Annotated in this window: 18 protein-coding genes; 8 read left to right on the forward strand and 10 right to left on the reverse strand. The window is 67.6% G+C overall.

All coding sequences use genetic code 11. From position 1 onward, the window contains the following. On the forward strand, positions 1-852 hold the full coding sequence (locus N4S67_RS24400; RefSeq protein WP_260995606.1) for a glycerophosphodiester phosphodiesterase: 852 nt from the start codon (positions 1-3) through the stop codon (positions 850-852). On the opposite strand, the gene N4S67_RS24405 is transcribed toward N4S67_RS24400, so the two are convergent. From N4S67_RS24405 to N4S67_RS24420, 4 genes are all read right to left on the reverse strand, one after another. After that, positions 849-1,394, reverse strand: coding sequence for a ferritin (locus N4S67_RS24405; RefSeq protein ID WP_260995607.1), 546 nt, complete (start codon positions 1,392-1,394; stop codon positions 849-851). The two genes, N4S67_RS24400 and N4S67_RS24405, sit on opposite strands and share 4 nt — an antisense overlap. A gap of 129 nt (positions 1,395-1,523) precedes the next feature. Continuing rightward, positions 1,524-2,687 carry an LCP family protein gene (locus tag N4S67_RS24410; RefSeq protein ID WP_390893522.1) on the reverse strand — a complete coding sequence of 388 codons (1,164 nt, stop codon included), beginning with the start codon at positions 2,685-2,687 and terminating at the stop codon, positions 1,524-1,526. Positions 2,688-2,782: 95 nt separating this feature from the next. Beyond that, the gene (locus N4S67_RS24415) at positions 2,783-3,550 is read right to left on the reverse strand and encodes a CPBP family intramembrane glutamic endopeptidase (protein ID WP_260995608.1); all 768 of its coding nucleotides are present in this window, start codon (positions 3,548-3,550) and stop codon (positions 2,783-2,785) included. Between the two features lie 52 nt (positions 3,551-3,602). Then, positions 3,603-4,394, reverse strand: a complete 792-nt coding sequence (locus N4S67_RS24420; protein WP_260995609.1) for a DUF2470 domain-containing protein — start codon at positions 4,392-4,394, stop codon at positions 3,603-3,605. Between the two features lie 118 nt (positions 4,395-4,512). On the opposite strand from N4S67_RS24420, the gene pheA reads away from it, so the two are divergent. Together pheA and N4S67_RS24430 are read left to right on the forward strand one after the other, a co-directional pair. Continuing rightward, complete coding sequence (pheA, locus tag N4S67_RS24425) at positions 4,513-5,382, forward strand: prephenate dehydratase (protein ID WP_260995610.1); 870 nt, start codon at positions 4,513-4,515, stop codon at positions 5,380-5,382. Further along, a complete protein-coding gene (locus tag N4S67_RS24430; protein WP_260995611.1) occupies positions 5,379-6,065 on the forward strand; it encodes a histidine phosphatase family protein in 687 nt (228 codons plus the stop codon). The genes pheA and N4S67_RS24430 overlap by 4 nt, the downstream gene beginning before the upstream one ends. On the opposite strand, the gene N4S67_RS24435 is transcribed toward N4S67_RS24430, so the two are convergent. The 3 genes from N4S67_RS24435 to N4S67_RS24445 all read right to left on the reverse strand — a co-directional run bounded on the left by N4S67_RS24435 (position 6,045) and on the right by N4S67_RS24445 (position 8,114). Further along, positions 6,045-6,236: a hypothetical protein gene (locus N4S67_RS24435; RefSeq protein WP_260995612.1), complete on the reverse strand. Its 192-nt coding sequence runs from the start codon at positions 6,234-6,236 to the stop codon at positions 6,045-6,047. The genes N4S67_RS24430 and N4S67_RS24435 overlap by 21 nt on opposite strands. Positions 6,237-6,349: 113 nt before the next feature. Further along, positions 6,350-6,703, reverse strand: a complete 354-nt coding sequence (locus N4S67_RS24440) for a metallopeptidase family protein (RefSeq protein ID WP_260995613.1) — start codon at positions 6,701-6,703, stop codon at positions 6,350-6,352. Between the two features lie 4 nt (positions 6,704-6,707). Then, entirely contained in the window at positions 6,708-8,114 is a 1,407-nt protein-coding gene (locus N4S67_RS24445; protein WP_260995614.1) for a septum formation family protein, read from the reverse strand. Between the two features lie 118 nt (positions 8,115-8,232). Here N4S67_RS24445 and serS point away from each other — a divergent pair, with 118 nt between their 5' ends. From serS to N4S67_RS24460, 3 genes are read left to right on the forward strand one after another with little or no spacing between them, the layout of a single operon-like run. Continuing rightward, positions 8,233-9,492 (forward strand): serine--tRNA ligase, encoded by a 1,260-nt coding sequence (serS, locus tag N4S67_RS24450; protein ID WP_260995615.1) that lies wholly within the window; start codon positions 8,233-8,235, stop codon positions 9,490-9,492. 54 nt (positions 9,493-9,546) lie between these two features. Beyond that, positions 9,547-10,695 (forward strand): zinc-dependent alcohol dehydrogenase, encoded by a 1,149-nt coding sequence (locus N4S67_RS24455; RefSeq protein WP_260995616.1) that lies wholly within the window; start codon positions 9,547-9,549, stop codon positions 10,693-10,695. 13 nt (positions 10,696-10,708) lie between these two features. Then, complete coding sequence (locus N4S67_RS24460) at positions 10,709-11,275, forward strand: hypothetical protein (RefSeq protein WP_260995617.1); 567 nt, start codon at positions 10,709-10,711, stop codon at positions 11,273-11,275. On the opposite strand, the gene N4S67_RS24465 is transcribed toward N4S67_RS24460, so the two are convergent. Genes N4S67_RS24465 through N4S67_RS24475 form a run of 3 tightly spaced genes read right to left on the reverse strand, consistent with a single transcriptional unit; the run spans position 11,272 to position 13,908 of the window. Continuing rightward, on the reverse strand, positions 11,272-11,604 hold the full coding sequence (locus tag N4S67_RS24465; protein WP_260995618.1) for a hypothetical protein: 333 nt from the start codon (positions 11,602-11,604) through the stop codon (positions 11,272-11,274). The two genes, N4S67_RS24460 and N4S67_RS24465, sit on opposite strands and share 4 nt — an antisense overlap. Further along, positions 11,601-13,172, reverse strand: a complete 1,572-nt coding sequence (locus N4S67_RS24470; protein ID WP_260995619.1) for an MBL fold metallo-hydrolase — start codon at positions 13,170-13,172, stop codon at positions 11,601-11,603. The genes N4S67_RS24465 and N4S67_RS24470 overlap by 4 nt, the downstream gene beginning before the upstream one ends. A 37-nt stretch (positions 13,173-13,209) precedes the next feature. Then, positions 13,210-13,908, reverse strand: a complete 699-nt coding sequence (locus N4S67_RS24475) for an aminoglycoside 3'-phosphotransferase (protein WP_260995620.1) — start codon at positions 13,906-13,908, stop codon at positions 13,210-13,212. A gap of 18 nt (positions 13,909-13,926) precedes the next feature. Between N4S67_RS24475 and N4S67_RS24480 the strand changes: the two genes are divergently transcribed. Next, entirely contained in the window at positions 13,927-14,703 is a 777-nt protein-coding gene (locus N4S67_RS24480; protein ID WP_260995621.1) for a lysophospholipid acyltransferase family protein, read from the forward strand. 4 nt (positions 14,704-14,707) lie between these two features. After that, positions 14,708-15,463: a lysophospholipid acyltransferase family protein gene (locus N4S67_RS24485; protein ID WP_260995622.1), complete on the forward strand. Its 756-nt coding sequence runs from the start codon at positions 14,708-14,710 to the stop codon at positions 15,461-15,463. Positions 15,464-15,483 lie beyond the last annotated feature (20 nt).

The raw sequence follows: 15,483 nt of genomic DNA on the forward strand, positions 1-15,483 counted from the left end.
ATGGACTCGGGCGACGCTCCAGGCGCGGGGCCGGCCACGTCGGGACCGGCAGGCGCCGGACACCCTTTCGTGGTGGCTCACCGGGGCGCATCGGCCGATCGCCCTGAACACACACTGGCGGCCTACCAATTGGCGCTCGACGAAGGCGCCGACGGCGTCGAATGCGATGTGCGACTGACTCGCGACGGGCATCTGGTGTGCGTGCACGACCGGCGGGTGGACCGCACGTCGGACGGAACGGGCCTCGTCAGCGAGATGACGCTGGCGCAATTGCGTGAGTTGGATTACGGCTCTTGGCATCCCGGCGGTCGCAGCGCCGACGGCGACACAGGGTTGTTGACGCTCGACGACCTCGTGAAGCTGGTTCTGGACTGGAACCGGCCGGTCAAGATGTTCATCGAGACCAAGCACCCGGTGCGGTACGGCGCCCTGGTGGAGAGCAAGGTGCTCGCGCTGCTGCACCGGTACGGCATCGCCTCACCCGCATCGGCGGACCTGTCGCGGGCGGTGGTGATGTCCTTCTCGGCGGCCGCAGTCTGGCGCGTGCGGCGTGCGGCGCCGCTGCTGCCGACGGTGTTACTCGGCGAGACGTCGCGCTATCTCGGTGGGAGCGCGGCGACGACGGTCGGCGCCACCGCCGTCGGACCGTCCATCATGACGCTGCGCGAGCATCCGGAATTGGTGGACCGGGCCGCGGCGCAGGGCCGGGCGCTCTACTGCTGGACGGTCGACCACTACGAAGACGTCCGGTACTGCCGCGACCTCGGCGTGGCGTGGGTGGCGACGAACTACCCGGGCCGCACCAAGGACTGGCTGCAGAACGGGCTCACCGGCGCTGGCCGCGACGGCTAGAGGCTCCCGCCTGCCGTCTTCGGTGCCGTGGGGTCCGTTGCGCCGGAGACGACTTCGCGCGCGACGAAATCCTCGAGGTGGAACAGGTTCGCACCAGCACGATCGGCGATCCGCACGAGTGTGGTCATCAGCGCGACCTCTTCGATCTGCTCCTTGAGGAACCACTGCATGAACTGCTCGCCGAGGTGGTCGCCCTCGTCGCGGGCCACGGCGGCCAGTCGGCTGATCTGTTCGGTGACCGCACGCTCCTGGTCGAGCGCGAACGCCAGCGCGTCGCGCGCAGTGTCGAACGAGTTGCGGACGGGATCGATGCCGGGGATCTCGACGTCGACGTCCCGGTCAAGTAGGTACTGCACAAATTTCAGGGCGTGGTTACGTTCCTCCACCGCCTGGCTGTAGAAGTGCTTGGCCAACTGCGGGAGGTCCGCGGCATCGAAATGCGCGGCGATCGCGATGTATTGCTGCGCGGCCCCGAATTCGTTGCGGATCTGTTCTTGCAGCAGGGCGTGGAATTTGGTGTCGAGTGCGTCTGCCGTGGTCATGTCCGCAAGGATAGGCCAGGTCAAAGCCCTCTGTCAGCGAAGGACACCCTAACGCAGGCGAGCGTGCCCTAAGTTAGGTTATGCAATGTGACGGCGCTTACAAATCGCTTAGTGTGTTTGCTAGAGCCATTATTCCGCATCGAGCACTTCCTGCGGCACCGGCGCATCGGACCCGAGCGCGGCGAACAGTCGACTCGCGGCGTCGCTGTTCCACACCACGACCGAACCCGAGTCGCCCCCGGAGAACTCTCCGATCGGCACGGTCGTGGTGGTGACGTCGCCGCGCAGCGCCCAGGCCAGGCGCGCGAGGTCGGTGATGTGGTCGCCCGAGTCGACGGTGACGGCGTTGGTGGCCGCCCGGGTCATCGGGTACCAGCGCAGCGGGTTCAGCAGCACGGCAGGACTCGCCGCGCGGTGCAGCAGCGCGGCCATGAACTCGCGCTGGTTGACCATTCGGTCCAGGTCGGCACGTGGCGTCGCCCTGGTGCGGACGAACCCGAGAGCGTTGCGACCGTCCAGCTTCTGGCATCCGGCGGCCAGGTCGATACCGGCCAACGGGTCGCTGATCGGCTCGGTCGGACACATGGTCACTCCACCGACCGCGTCCACCATCACCGCGAAGCCGTCGAAACCGATCTCGGCGTAGTGGTCCAGGCGCAGGCCGGTGGCCTGTTCGACGGTCTGCGCGAGCAGGGGCGCGCCGCCGACTGCGAACGCCGCGTTGATCTTGTCCTCGCCGTAGCCGGGAATCGGCACGTAGGAGTCACGGGGAATCGACACCATCGTGGTGGCAGTTCCGGACCACGGTGCCGGGACATGCACCAGCAGGATGGTGTCGGTACGACCGTTGCCGATGTCTCCGCCGGTGGCCAGTTCGGCCTGCTGTTCGGGGCTCAGATGCCCGCGGCTGTCGGACCCGACGAGCAACCAGGTCGTGCCCGACCCGGCAGCCGGACGTTCGGGGTAGTCGGCCAGCGCCGGTATCCGGCTCAGCGACGCGTCCATCCAGACCCCGCCTGCCACCACCGCGACGACGAAGACCAGCAGCAATGCCGCTGCAATGCGGCCCCAATGTCGTTTGCGCCGCGGCTTTTTCGCTTTCGGGGCGGTGAGCGGTCGGGGTGGCGCAGTTGGCGGCAAGGGCCGACGCGGCGGAGTAGGCGGACGCCTGACCGGCGGTGGGGGAGGTGGGGGAGGTGGTGGTCTATGGGCCGGCGGCGGGGTGGGCCTGCGCTGCGGTGTCGGTGGGTTCGGTGGCCAGGCGGGGGGCGGCCGGTTGGGGTCGCGGCGGATCACCTGCGACGGCTCCCGGCGCGCTCTGGGGTCGAAACCCCGTGGCGGCTGCCGGTTGTCGTTCACAGCTTACGAATGTACGTGGCTGCCGTAGATCACTGCAGCCAGCCGAGATGGCCTGCCAGGAGGGCGTAGCCGACGAAGGCCACCGCGTCGATCAGCGTGTGTGCGATCACCAGCGGCCACAGCCGGCCCGTGCGCATCCACACGGCGCCGAAGACCAGGCCCATCGCAAAGTTGCCGAGCCCGGCGCCGAAGCCCTGGTACAGGTGATAGGCCCCGCGCAGGAGGCTCGAGAGAAGCACTGCGGCGACGGGGTTGACCTTCAACTGGCGCAGTCGGGTCAACAGGAATCCGACGACGATCACCTCCTCGGCCCAGCCGTTGCCGAACGACACCAGAAGCAGCACCGGGATTCGCCACCAGGTGTCATAGAGCTCGGCGGGCTCGACCGAGGCGTTGATGCCGAGCAGTCGGGCCACCTGATACAGCGCCAGCCCCGGCAATCCGATCAGCGCGGCGAGGCCGAACCCTCCCAGCACGTCAGCACGCCACTGCAGCCGGCCGAGGCCGATTCGGGCCGGCCCGAAACCGCTGCGCCACAACAGATACACGCCCAGCGCGCCCCAGGCCGAGAGCTGGAAGAAGCCGGCCAGGTTCAAGCCGAGGTCGATCAGGTCGAACGGGGAGCGGCGTGGGTTGAGCGCAACGACCTGACCGGACAACCCGAGCAGGACCGACTCGATCAGGTTCAGCAGCGCGGTGTAGGCCGACAGGCCGAAGGTGACCGCCAGGATGACGGCGATCTCGAGACGGAGCCCGCGTCGCTGCGCGTCGGTCAGATCGTCAGGGCCCTCGGTCACCGCAGCTACGGTAGCGGCGCGTGCCGTCTCCGTGCTCCTCGCGTGCGCGCTCTCAGAGCCGGCGCGCGCGCAGCCCGTTGAGGAACGGGCAGCCCATCAACACCCGGATCGCCTGGCTCAGCCCGGTCACGTCGTCGACCGGCTTCGCGAACGGCAGCCGCACGTCGTGGTCGCCGTCGTCGCCTTCGACCCGGAGTTGCACCCCGTAGCGGTCCAGCCCGAGCGGACGCACCCTGCCGCGGCGCAGGGCCGTCGGCAGCCGGCTGGCCAGCCGGTCGACCACGTCGCGGTGTGCCGACTCCATGTGCTGCAGCCAGCACGACTCCATCGCACAGAACGGGTCCGGACGAGCGTCCAGGAGGGTGCTGACGCCGACCGACTCCGCGCCGGTCGAGTCGGCCACCACGACCGAGTCGATCTCCAGGCGCATCAGCGCATACCGCGGATCGCCGGTACCCGCGGGGGAGTGGACCTGCAGCAGGGCGGGATTGGGATCCTCGGTGGCGATGAGGTCGAGCAGTGCGGCAACCTCGCCCGCGGCAACGTCGTACAGCCGCCCGCGGATCCACACCAGCGAGCGCACCGGCTCCCGCAGCGGCAACGGCGCGTAGTCGGTCATCTCGAGGACGGCCTGCACACCCGCGTCGCCCGCGGCGATCGCCATACCGGCGATCACTCCGTCGACCGGTGCGGTGATCGCGAACGAGCCGTCGTCGAGCAGGTGGTGCACGGGAGTGGCCGCGGGCTCGACACCTTCGACGGCGAGCATCGCGCCGCCGGCCCGCACGCATGCACTGCGGATCCGCTCGGCCGTCGTCGGTGCCGTCGTCGCCGTCGTTTCCATGTAGAGCGCCTCCCGCAATCAGATAAGGTGAGCCTAACTTAACTAAGCCCGCGCGGTTCGCGCAAGGCTTCCCTCGCAGCGGAACGGCATTACCGCAGCGAACCGATAGGGTTGTCGCGTGCCGCGCATCGCCTACCTTGGACCCGAGGGGACGTTCTCGGAAGCGGCGCTGCGCGCGATGGCCGCCGCCCGTCGGCTGCCCGTGGACGACTTCGAACCGCTACCGACCGACAGCCCGCCCGCCGCGGTGGAGTTGGTCCGCGCCGGCGAGGCGACCTACGCCTGCGTGCCGATCGAGAATTCGATCAACGGTTCGGTGCTGCCGACGCTGGACAGCCTCGCCACCGGTTCGGAGGTCCAGATCTTCGCCGAGTACACCCTCGACATCGCCTTCACCATCGCGGTGCGCCCCGGCGTCACCGAACCCGCCTCGATCGCCGCCTATCCGGTGGCGCGCGCCCAAGTGGCGAACTGGGTGGCGCAACACCTGCCGCTGGCCACCTTCCAAGCCGCCGACTCGAACGCCGCAGCGGCCGTCGACGTCGCCGCTGGACGGGCGGACGCCGCCGTCACCACCGCGTTGGCGGCCGACCGCCACGGACTGGCCACTCTGGCCGACGGCGTCGTCGATGAGGCCAACGCACGCACCCGCTTCGTCCTCGTCGGGCCACCGGGCCCGCCGCCGCAGCGCACCGGCGCCGATCGGACGTCTGTGGTGCTGCGCCTTGCCAACGTGCCCGGCGCCCTGGCCGCCGCTCTGACCGAGTTCGCGATCCGCGACGTCGACCTCACCCGTATCGAATCCCGGCCGACCCGAACGGAGTTGGGGACCTACATCTTCTTCTTGGACTTCGCAGGCCATGTCCAGGACGATCCGGTCGCGCAGGCACTCGAAGCGCTCTACCGACGTTGTGTAGACGTGCGCAATCTGGGTTCCTGGCCGACGGGGTCGGCCAAACTGACACGACCACTGAAGAGAACACCGTGAGCGGCCGCCTGATCCTGCTGCGGCACGGACAGTCACACGCCAACGTCGAGCGACGACTCGACACCCGGCCGCCCGGCGCGGCGCTCACCGATCTGGGCCGGGAACAGGCCCGCGCGTTCGCCCGCGGACTGTCGCAACCGCCTGCGATGGTCGCTCACTCGGTGGCGCTGAGGGCCTCGCAGACCGCCGCCGAGGTCGCCGACGAACTCGGGCTGGCCACCTTTGAACTCGAGGGCATCCACGAGGTGCAGGTGGGCGAGTTGGAAGATCGCAACGACGACGATGCGGTCAAGACGTTCGAGACCGTCTACCAACGCTGGCACGAGGGCGACCTGGACATACCGATGCCCGGCGGCGAGACCGCCCGGCAGGTGCTGGATCGGTATGTCCCGGTGATCACGCAGCTGCGGCTTCGCTACCTCGACGACCACGAGTGGCACGGCGACATCGCGGTGGTCAGCCACGGCGCCGCGATCCGGCTGACGGCGGCCCTGCTGGCCGGCGTCGAGAGCAGCTTCGCGCTCGACCACCACCTCGCCAACGCGGAGTCGGTGGTGCTGACGCCGATCACCGACGGGCGGTGGAGCTGCGTGCAGTGGGGCGACAAGACGCCGCCGTTCTATCCCGAGCCCGACGTGCACCCCGTGGAGGATGCGCTGCAGTCAGCCGACCCGATGGGCTGACATCACCGCGGCACAGGTGCAACCGAACGCATCGCAGTCAACGCGGAAGGTGTGCACCGCCTCGGGCATGTCGCAGTCCGGCTCGGTGCATTCGGCGCGCGCCGCGACGTGGAAGACGACGGTGCCGTGGCAATGTGCCAGCTCCGCCTCGCAGTCCCCGCACGTACCCATGGCCCCTTGATAGCACCGGCGGGCGACAAATCGGCGATGCCGCGCCTGGCCACCGGCAACTTCTGGTCTTCGCGCAAGCGCTCATCCCCATCTTCTGGTCTTCGCGCAAGCGCTCATCCCCAACCCAACTCGTGCAAGCGCTCGTCGTCGATCCCGAAGTGGTGGGCGATCTCGTGAATCACCGTGATGGCCACCTCCTCGACGACCTCGTCTTCGCTGTCACACACCTCGAGTAGCGGCTCGCGGTAGATCGTGATCGTGTCGGGCAACGAACCGGCCGAATACCAGGAGTCGCGTTCGGTCAGCGCCACGCCCCGGTAGAGCCCGAGGATCTCCGGCTCGTCGGGATCGCGGTCTTCGACCAGCACCACCACGTTGTCCATCGCCGCGGCGAGCTTCTCGGGAACCAGGTCCAGTGCGTCGGAGACGAGCTCGTCGAACCGTTGCGGGCTCATCCGCACGGGCATAGGGCTACGGCGCCGGTGGCGGTGGCGGCGGAATCGGCTCGCCTGGCGGCGGGGGCGGCGGCGCGGGTGCGGGTGGCGGTGGCGGCGCGGCCGGCGGAGGCGCTGCCCCTGGTGGGGGAGGCGCGGGTGCACCCGGCGCCGCGGGCGGTGGCGGCCCGTTGAGGAACGTGTTGCCCGGCGCGGGTGCGGGCGTATCGGTCGCGGTGGGGGCTGCCGACTGCTGAGGGCCGTGCTGGGTCTGGCTGCTGCTGTCGTCGGATGTGCTGCTGCTGTCGGACTGGTCGCTGGAGTTCTGCGAAGAACTCGACGACGTATCCTCCGCGGGTTCGTCGAGCAGCGGGATCGGCGGGAAGTTCAGCCGCTCCTCGGGGATGTCCGGCGGCGGCACCGGTGGCTGACCGTTGATCAGTAGCGGCCCCTTGGCGCTGTTGAGCAGCGTCGACCAGCCGCCGTTGCCCAACGTCGCGCCGATGCTGCACGACACCTGGCGGCTGCCCGCCGACCAACTGGGCAGTGAGATCGTGCTGTAGATCAGCGTCAGCGTGGTACTGCGCAACTGAATCGGCGCCAGGTAGGCGTCCGTCATCCGGGTGCAGGAGTCTTTGATGAACGCATCCTGCTCGGGTTCCGGCGGCAACCCGGCCGGGAACTTCTCGCCGACGTTGACCGCGCCCGTGACCTCCATCGCGTGCGGCGCCGCGCAGTCCACCGGGATGTCGGTGGGCTGATTGGTGGACGGGTCGATGCCCAGGCAGGTGCCCGCGGGCCACACCTTCGACTGGTCGATCTCGGCGACCTTGCCGGTGAACGCCAGCTGTTGGTTGTTGGCGCCGGGCAGCTGCACGCCGCACAGCATCCGTCGTTCGCCGGATTGACGCCACGCCTTGTCACCCGACCACAGCATGCTGATGGTGAACCGGCTGTTGGGGTCGAACCGCTCGCCCAAATAGCGCTTGACCGCGGCGGTGCACTGCTCCTGGCTGATCTGTTGAATGCGCGCGGTTGACGGCGGCGCTGCGTCCGGCCCGTATTCGCTGCCCGGGAATGTGCGCATGTCCACGGACTCTGCGACCTCGAAGCGGTGCTCAGAAGCGCAGTCGACGATCTCCGCGGCGTCCGGGGTGCGGTCAGGCCAGCTCAGGCAGTCACCGGCCTTCGCGTGTTCGAAGGTGTCGTTACCGCGCGGGCCCAGCGATATGGTGCTGGCGGTCAGCGCGTTCGCACCGTCGTTCTGCGGCAGCGCGGTGGTCAGCCCCGCAATGATCAGCGCGCCGAGTGCGGTCAACAGCAGACCGCGTTGCGTGCCAGTGACCTTGAGGCTCTGCCACCACGCCGTCCGCTGCGACGGCGACTCGTCGCCGTCGTGCGCGAGCTGCTCGTCGCGCTCGGGTGCGTCCAACATCCGCTCCATTGTGACAGGCGTGTCAGGGCTTGTGACAAGTGATGCAGTTGTAACGTTACGGGGTTGTGCCTCGACGGGCACGACCTCCCCATGATCAAACGCGTCTGCCGAAAGTAGTGTTGCGGCCGTGATCGACCTCAAGCTGCTGCGCGAGAACCCCGACGTGGTGCGCGCGTCGCAACGTGCCCGCGGCGAAGACCCCGGGCTCGTCGACATTCTGCTCGAGGCCGACACCACTCGCCGGGCCGCGGTGTCGGCCGCCGACAACCTGCGCGCCGAGCAGAAGGCCGCCAGCAAGCAGGTCGGTAAAGCCACACCCGACGAGCGGCCGGCGTTGCTGGAGCGGGCCAAGGAACTCGCAGAACGGGTCAAGGCCGTGGAGGCCGAGCAGGGTGATGCCGAAAAGGCTTTCACCGCAGCGCATATGGCGATTTCGAACGTGATCGTCGACGGCGTTCCGGCGGGTGGCGAGGACGACTTCGTCGTGCTGGACACGGTGGGGGAGCCGACGGCGGTCCAGAACCCGAAAGACCACGTCGAACTCGGCGAGTCACTGGGCCTGATCGACCTGGAGCGGGGAGCCAAGGTCTCGGGCGCGCGGTTCTACTTCCTCACCGGCGCCGGTGCGCTGCTGCAACTGGGGTTGCTGCAACTAGCGGCGCGACTGGCCACGGAGAACGGGTTCACGCTGATGATCCCGCCGGTGCTGGTGCGCCCGGAGGTCATGGCGGGCACCGGCTTCCTCGGCGCGCACGCCGAGGAGGTCTACCGCGTCGAAGCAGACGACCTCTACCTGGTCGGCACCTCGGAGGTGGCGCTGGCCGGTTACCACGCCGACGAGATCCTCGACTTGTCGAACGGCGCACTGCGGTACGCGGGGTGGTCGTCGTGTTTCCGGCGCGAAGCGGGAAGCCACGGCAAGGACACCCGCGGCATCATTCGAGTGCACCAGTTCGACAAGGTCGAGGGCTTCGTCTACTGCAAGCCGCAGGACGCGCAGACCGAGCATGAGCGCCTGCTCGGTTGGCAGCAGCAGATGCTCGCCAAGATCGAGGTGCCCTACCGCGTCATCGACATCGCCGCGGGCGATCTGGGGTCGTCGGCCGCGCGCAAGTTCGACTGCGAGGCCTGGGTCCCGACGCAACAGACATATCGCGAGCTGACGTCGACCTCGAACTGCACGACCTTCCAGGCGCGCCGACTCTCGGTGCGCTACCGCGACGAGAACGGCAAACCGCAGACCGCGGCGACGCTCAACGGCACCCTGGCCACCACCCGCTGGCTGGTCGCGATCTTGGAGAACCATCAGCAGCCCGACGGGAGCGTGCGGGTGCCCGAAGCGTTGCGGCCGTTCGTCGGCACCGAGGTGCTCGAACCGAAACGCTGAGGGTTTTGCCGCCCGGATGCCGGGTATCGCCTCCGAACCAGCCAGGAGGTGAGCATGAAAGCGATGGTGTACCGCGGGCCGTACAAGGTTCGGGTCGAAGAGAAGGACATCCCGCCGATCGAGCATCCCAACGATGCGATCGTGCGCGTGCAGATGGCCGCGATCTGCGGTTCGGATCTGCACCTTTACCACGGGATGATGCCCGACACCCGGGTCGGCATGACCTTCGGCCACGAGTTCATCGGTGTCGTCCACGAGGTCGGCCCGTCGGTGCAGAACCTCAAAGCCGGAGACCGGGTCATGGTGCCGTTCAACATCTACTGCGGCTCGTGCTACTTCTGCGCCAACGGCCTGTATTCCAACTGCCACAACGTCAATCCGAACGCGACCGCGGTTGGCGGCATCTACGGGTACTCGCACACCTGCGGTGGGTATGACGGTGGGCAGGCCGAGTTCGTGCGGGTGCCGTTCGCCGACGTCGGGCCCGCGCTCATCCCGGACTGGATGGCCGACGAGGACGCGTTGATGTGTACCGACGCCCTGGCGACCGGGTACTTCGGTGCACAGCTGGGCGACATCGTGGAGGGTGACGTGGTCGCGGTGTTCGGCGCGGGACCCGTCGGTCTGTACGCCGCGAAGTCGGCGTGGCTGATGGGTGCCGGCCGGGTGATCGTCATCGACCACCTCGAATACCGCCTCGACAAGGCCAGGACCTTCGCGCACGCGGAAACCTACAACTTCTCCGAGTACGACGACATCGTCGTCGAAATGAAGAAGGCGACAGGCTATCTCGGTGCGGACGTGGTGATCGATGCGGTCGGGGCCGAGGCCGACGGCAACTTCCTGCAGCACGTCGCGGCTGCGAAACTGAAGATCCAGGGCGGCTCGCCGATCGCGTTGAACTGGGCGATCGATTCGGTCCGCAAGGGCGGCACGGTGTCGGTGATGGGCGCATACGGCCCGATCTTCAGCGCGGTGAAATTTGGCGACGCGATGAACAAGGGTCTGACCCTGCGGATGAATCAGTGCCCGGTGAAGCGGCAGTGGTCGCGGCTGTTCTCCCACATACAGAACGGCTACATCGTACCGAGTGACATCGTGACGCACCGTATTCCGCTCGATCACATCGCAGACGCGTATCACATATTCTCGGCCAAACTCGACAACTGCATCAAGCCGATCATCGTGCCAAGCGCTGCGTGAGGAGAGACGACCCGTGACCTACACTGCCGACCATCCGCCAGTCCCGTCCTCCGACGAACTGCGGGCCCGCATCCCAGGGTGGGGCGTCGACCTCGATCCTGCCGACCGGCCTGCGGTGCCCAAGCAGAATGCCGAGGACACGGGCGCGCACTGGGACTTCCCTGAACGCCAACCGGAGAAGTGGCCGCGCGAGCGCTCGATCGAGCACAAATTCCTCACCCCGGTGTTCGGCACGTCCACGCCGCCGCGCGGGCTGTCCGGGGCGATCCGCAAGTTCTCCTACCGCAAGTACAGCGAGGCCCGGGCGGCCCACTGGCTGCTGCTGATCCTCGCCGACCGGGTCGACGCCGTCGAGCATCACCTGCAATCCCTGGCGACACTGCGTCCGGACAATCCGATCACCGAGAGCGGCATCAAGTCCGAGTTCACCCACAACGGTGTCGCGGCGCGTACCAACACCAAGCGCGTCGACCGCAGTCACACCTGGATCGATCCGATCCTGATCGGCGCGCCGTGGGTAATCACCACGGTGGTCGCCGCTCGCGGAATCAAGAAGGTGGCGAGGGCCGTTCGGCGCTAAGCGTCCAGTAGTTCGTCAAGCAACGCGACGAACCGGTCCGGGTGCACCGGCGTGAACGCGGGATTCGGGTACGTGCCCGGCACATCGAGCGTGATCAACGTCGACTTCAGTGGTCTGCGCACATCCAGTGGCAGCCAGCGGCGCAGATCCGAACTGCCCCACAAGCGGAACCGGTGCATCCAGTTCAGCGACGTGGCCTTGTATCCCTTCACGGTGCGCAACGGGATGATCTTCGACGTGCCTGACGGAAAGTGGTAGCGGCGCAACGTGATCGCCTCACGATCGAGCTGAATCAACCCGTCGTCATAGGCCTGTCGCGAGTCGATCACAGCTTTTGGCTTCCGTCTTCTTGCCCCACGCGTGCGCAGCGCAACTCGTGGCCCTTCGTCGTCAAACACCTGCCGTTCTGCAGGTTCCACTGCCAGCCGTGCAGATTGCAGGTCAACGTCGAACCCTCGACGACTCCGAACTTCGACAGATCGGCCTTCAGGTGCGGACAGCGACGCTGAATCTCCCAGCCGTCCAGTTGGATCGACGCCGAGTCGTCATGCGCCTCGGCGAACCACCCGTCCGCATAGGCGATGCGCTCATCGGTCAGACACTTGAAGAACGTGTACAGATACTCGTTGTAGCCGCCGACCCGCCAGGCGCGGAAACGCGTCGACAGGAAGATCGTGTTGACCCAGTCCGGCTCGTTGTCACGCAACACCGTCCGCACCAGTTCGGGCGCCATCGCGAAACCGTAGCGGAACTTTTCGTCGGCGATCGGTTCCCGCACAACGCGTTTCGGGAAGTCCAGGACGACGGTCTCGGCACCCAGCCGGAGCTCCACCGGATAGCCGATGCCGTCACAGATCTGGTCGCTCTGGAGCATGATCGGTTCGAACACCGTGCGCAGCGGTTCCAGCAGTGGTTCGCCCGCCGCGGGCGCCCACCCGGCCTTCTCCGCCGCCAGCACCGGCGCCATCCGTTCGGCGTACTCGGCGATGTAGGCCGCCTTGCCCGTGGTGAAGATCGATTCGACGTCGGGCACCGGGTGGGTCAACGATTGCAGTTGCGAGCCAGTGAAATCAGCCGTCGACCCGGGGATCATCAGCAGTCCGCCGTCGTGGCCGTGACTCCGCATCTGGTCGAGGAACACCGCCTGGTCGGGAAAGATGTTGGCCGGGTCGTCGTGGTCGTCGTTGAGGTCGCGCAACTCCGGGTCGAGGAAACACGGCGGGCCTGCCGACGGGACCACCCAGGTGGCGCCGACCTGGGCGATGTACTGGCGGCAACGGTCCATCTGGCGCTGCCGTTTCTGCGTGCCGAAGGCCTCCTTGGCCCGGGCAGGCATGTCGTACACCATCGGGTACCAGATCGCGCCCGAGTACTGCAGCATGTGCACGTCGACCTGACCGAAGTCGGCATGCACCACATCGAGGTCGACGGGCCGCGCGTCGTTCATGTTGAAGCAGACGGTCTCGCCGTCGTCGACGATCAGTCCCGAGTCGCCGATCGGGCCGTCGGCCGGCGCGCGCAACGCGATGATCATGACGTCCAGGTCGCCCCTGTGCCCGCTGACGCGGTGCTTGACCGAGTCGGTGGTCTCGAAGAACCGGTGGAACCCGACCCTCTCCAACTCCCGCCGCAGGTCGGGCACCGGAAAGTCGGGCAACAGCACGACGGCGTCCTTGTTGACATGCCTGCGTAGCAGTTTCGGGTCGAAGTGGTCGCGGTGCAGGTGGGAGACGTAGAGGTAGTCGACGTCACCCAAAGCGTCCCAGTCCAGCGTGCTGTTGTCGGGGAACGGAAACCACGAGGCGAAGTACGCCGGATTGACCCAGGGGTCGCACAGAATGCTCCCTGCCTTGGTGTCGATGCGGAAACCCGCATGACCGACGCTCGTGACCTGCACGAATACCCTTTCTTGCGGTGTACGGTTCGGGTCGAGTTTAGCCCGTCAGAGGGTCCTCCTCGTCCCACGCGCGTCGGTAGTAGGCGATCCGCTCCGTGTCGGCCGCGACGCCGTACGCCTCGAGCAGCAACTCCTGGAAACCACCGGGGCCTTCGCTCGGAAAGTTCCAGTCCAGAGACAGCGTTGCGATGGCGAGGTCGGCCCATCGGTCAGCGACCCCGAGGTCACCGACATCGACATGCCCGCTGAACATGCCGTCGTCGGTCATCAGGGTGTTGGGCGCGCAGGCGTCGCCGTGGCAGACAACGAGCCGGTCGGCCTGCGGCGCGTCGACGGGCACCCAGGACGGCGTGCCGAATGGACACTGGTCGACCGGCAGCGCCTCGTGCAGGTGCCGGAGCCCCGTGCCGATCGCACGGGCGGCGGTCCGGGGATCGTCGGCCCAGCGCGGATCGACAGCCGAGCGACCTTCAAGGCGCGCGGTATGTAGCCAACCCGGTCCATGCGCCAGCACGGCGGGAACCGGCGTGAAGCGCGTCGCCCAGCGCAGCCGCGGGACCTCGGCCGCCAGCAGGTGCGCCGAGACGGCGGGATACACCTTGACGTACTCGCGCCCGCCGTCGACCGAGAACGTGACTCCGCCCAACTCGTTGACCCACACCGCGACCACTGGTCGGCCCGCCGCGATCTCGATGACGACGTCGGGTATCGGCACGGGTTCGGTGGGAAAGGTCACGCGACTAGGCTGCCTGATGTGGAACCGGTGTACGGAACAGTCATCGCGCTCGCCCGACTCATCTGGCGCGTGCAGGGGTTGACGTTCACCGTCACCGGCGTGGAGAACCTCCCCGCCACCGGCGGTGCGGTGATCGCGATCAACCACACCAGCTACTTCGACTTCACCTTCGCCGGCCTGCCCGCCTACCGACAGGGACAGGGACGCAAGGTGCGGTTCATGGCGAAGAAAGAGGTGTTCGACCACAAGATCACCGGCCCGATCATGCGCAGCCTGCGCCACATCGAGGTTGACCGCGACAGCGGCGCGGCGTCCTACGAACAGGCCTGCCAGCGCCTGCGGGAAGGCGAGTTCGTCGGCGTCTACCCGGAGGCGACGATCAGCCGTAGCTTTGAGATCAAGGACTTCAAGTCCGGAGCCGCGCGCATGGCGATCGCCGCCGACGTGCCGATCGTCCCGCACATCGTCTGGGGCGCCCAACGCATCTGGACCAAGGGCCACCCGAAGAAGATGTGGCGTCCCAAGGTTCCGATTACCGTGGCGGTCGGCGAGCCGATTCCGCCGACCCTGCCCGCGACAGAACTCACTGCGCTGCTGCATTCGCGGATGCAGCATCTGCTGGAGCGCGTGCAGGACTCCTACGGGCCCCATCCGCCCGGCGAGTTCTGGGTGCCGCACCGACTCGGTGGTGGCGCGCCGACGCTGGCCGAAGCCAGCCGCATGGACGCCGAGGAAGCGGCCGAGAAGGCGGCCCGCCGCGCCGAACGCGGTGACCCGACGGGCCCGCCGGAGTAACCGGATGGAGCCCGTTTTCCGCACCATCGAAATCGCGGCCAGGGTGGCGGTCAGGGCTACCGGAACCCGAATCGACTACCGGGGCCTGGACAACATCCCGGCAAGCGGCGGCGCGGTCATCGCTATCAACCACACCAGCTATATCGACTTTCTTCCCGCAGCCTTGGCCGTGATGTATCGCAACCGCAGGATGCGGTTCATGATCAAGGCGGAGATGGAGGAGGTGAAGGTCGTCGGCTGGCTGATCAAGCACACGGGCACCATCCCCGTCGATCGGCGTGCCGGTGCGGGCGCGTATGCCGTCGCGGTTGAACGGTTGCGCGCCGGGGAACTCGTCGGCGTGTACCCCGAAGCCACCATCAGCCGCAGCTTCGAGCTCAAGGAGTTCAAGACCGGCGCGGTGCGCATGGCCATCGAGGCGCAGGTGCCGATCGTGCCGCTGATCGTATGGGGCGCACAGCGGGCGTGGACGAAGGATCATCCACGGGCGTTGGGGCGCAAGAAGTTTCCGATGATCGTGTCGGTCGGTGAACCGATTCGGCCCGGCGGTGCGACCGGGGAACTCGGGACGACCCTGCGCACGGCGATGACGGGGTTGTTGGAGCACGCACAGTTGGAGTACCCGCATCCCGAGGGCGCGTTCTGGGTGCCCCGCCGGCTGGGCGGTGCCGCGCCGACGCCGGAGGAAGCGAAGGCGCTCGACGAAGCGGAACTGGTGCAGCGGGCGCGCAGGCGGGCCGAGCGAGAGGCGAAGAGCTGAAGATGACGACGGTGAGTAGC

Source organism: Mycobacterium deserti (assembly GCF_025345615.1).
GTDB classification, from domain to species: Bacteria; Actinomycetota; Actinomycetes; order Mycobacteriales; family Mycobacteriaceae; genus Mycobacterium; species Mycobacterium deserti.

Coding starts and splice junctions, on each gene's coding strand:
- N4S67_RS24445 (WP_260995614.1), bottom strand. CDS start 8,114: ATGGAGCGGATGTTGGACGCACCCGAGCGCGACGAGCAGCTCGCGCAC.
- N4S67_RS24485 (WP_260995622.1), top strand. CDS start 14,708: ATGGAGCCCGTTTTCCGCACCATCGAAATCGCGGCCAGGGTGGCGGTC.
- N4S67_RS24400 (WP_260995606.1), top strand. CDS start 1: ATGGACTCGGGCGACGCTCCAGGCGCGGGGCCGGCCACGTCGGGACCG.
- N4S67_RS24455 (WP_260995616.1), top strand. CDS start 9,547: ATGAAAGCGATGGTGTACCGCGGGCCGTACAAGGTTCGGGTCGAAGAG.
- N4S67_RS24405 (WP_260995607.1), bottom strand. CDS start 1,394: ATGACCACGGCAGACGCACTCGACACCAAATTCCACGCCCTGCTGCAA.
- N4S67_RS24440 (WP_260995613.1), bottom strand. CDS start 6,703: ATGCCCGTGCGGATGAGCCCGCAACGGTTCGACGAGCTCGTCTCCGAC.
- N4S67_RS24435 (WP_260995612.1), bottom strand. CDS start 6,236: ATGGGTACGTGCGGGGACTGCGAGGCGGAGCTGGCACATTGCCACGGC.
- N4S67_RS24420 (WP_260995609.1), bottom strand. CDS start 4,394: ATGGAAACGACGGCGACGACGGCACCGACGACGGCCGAGCGGATCCGC.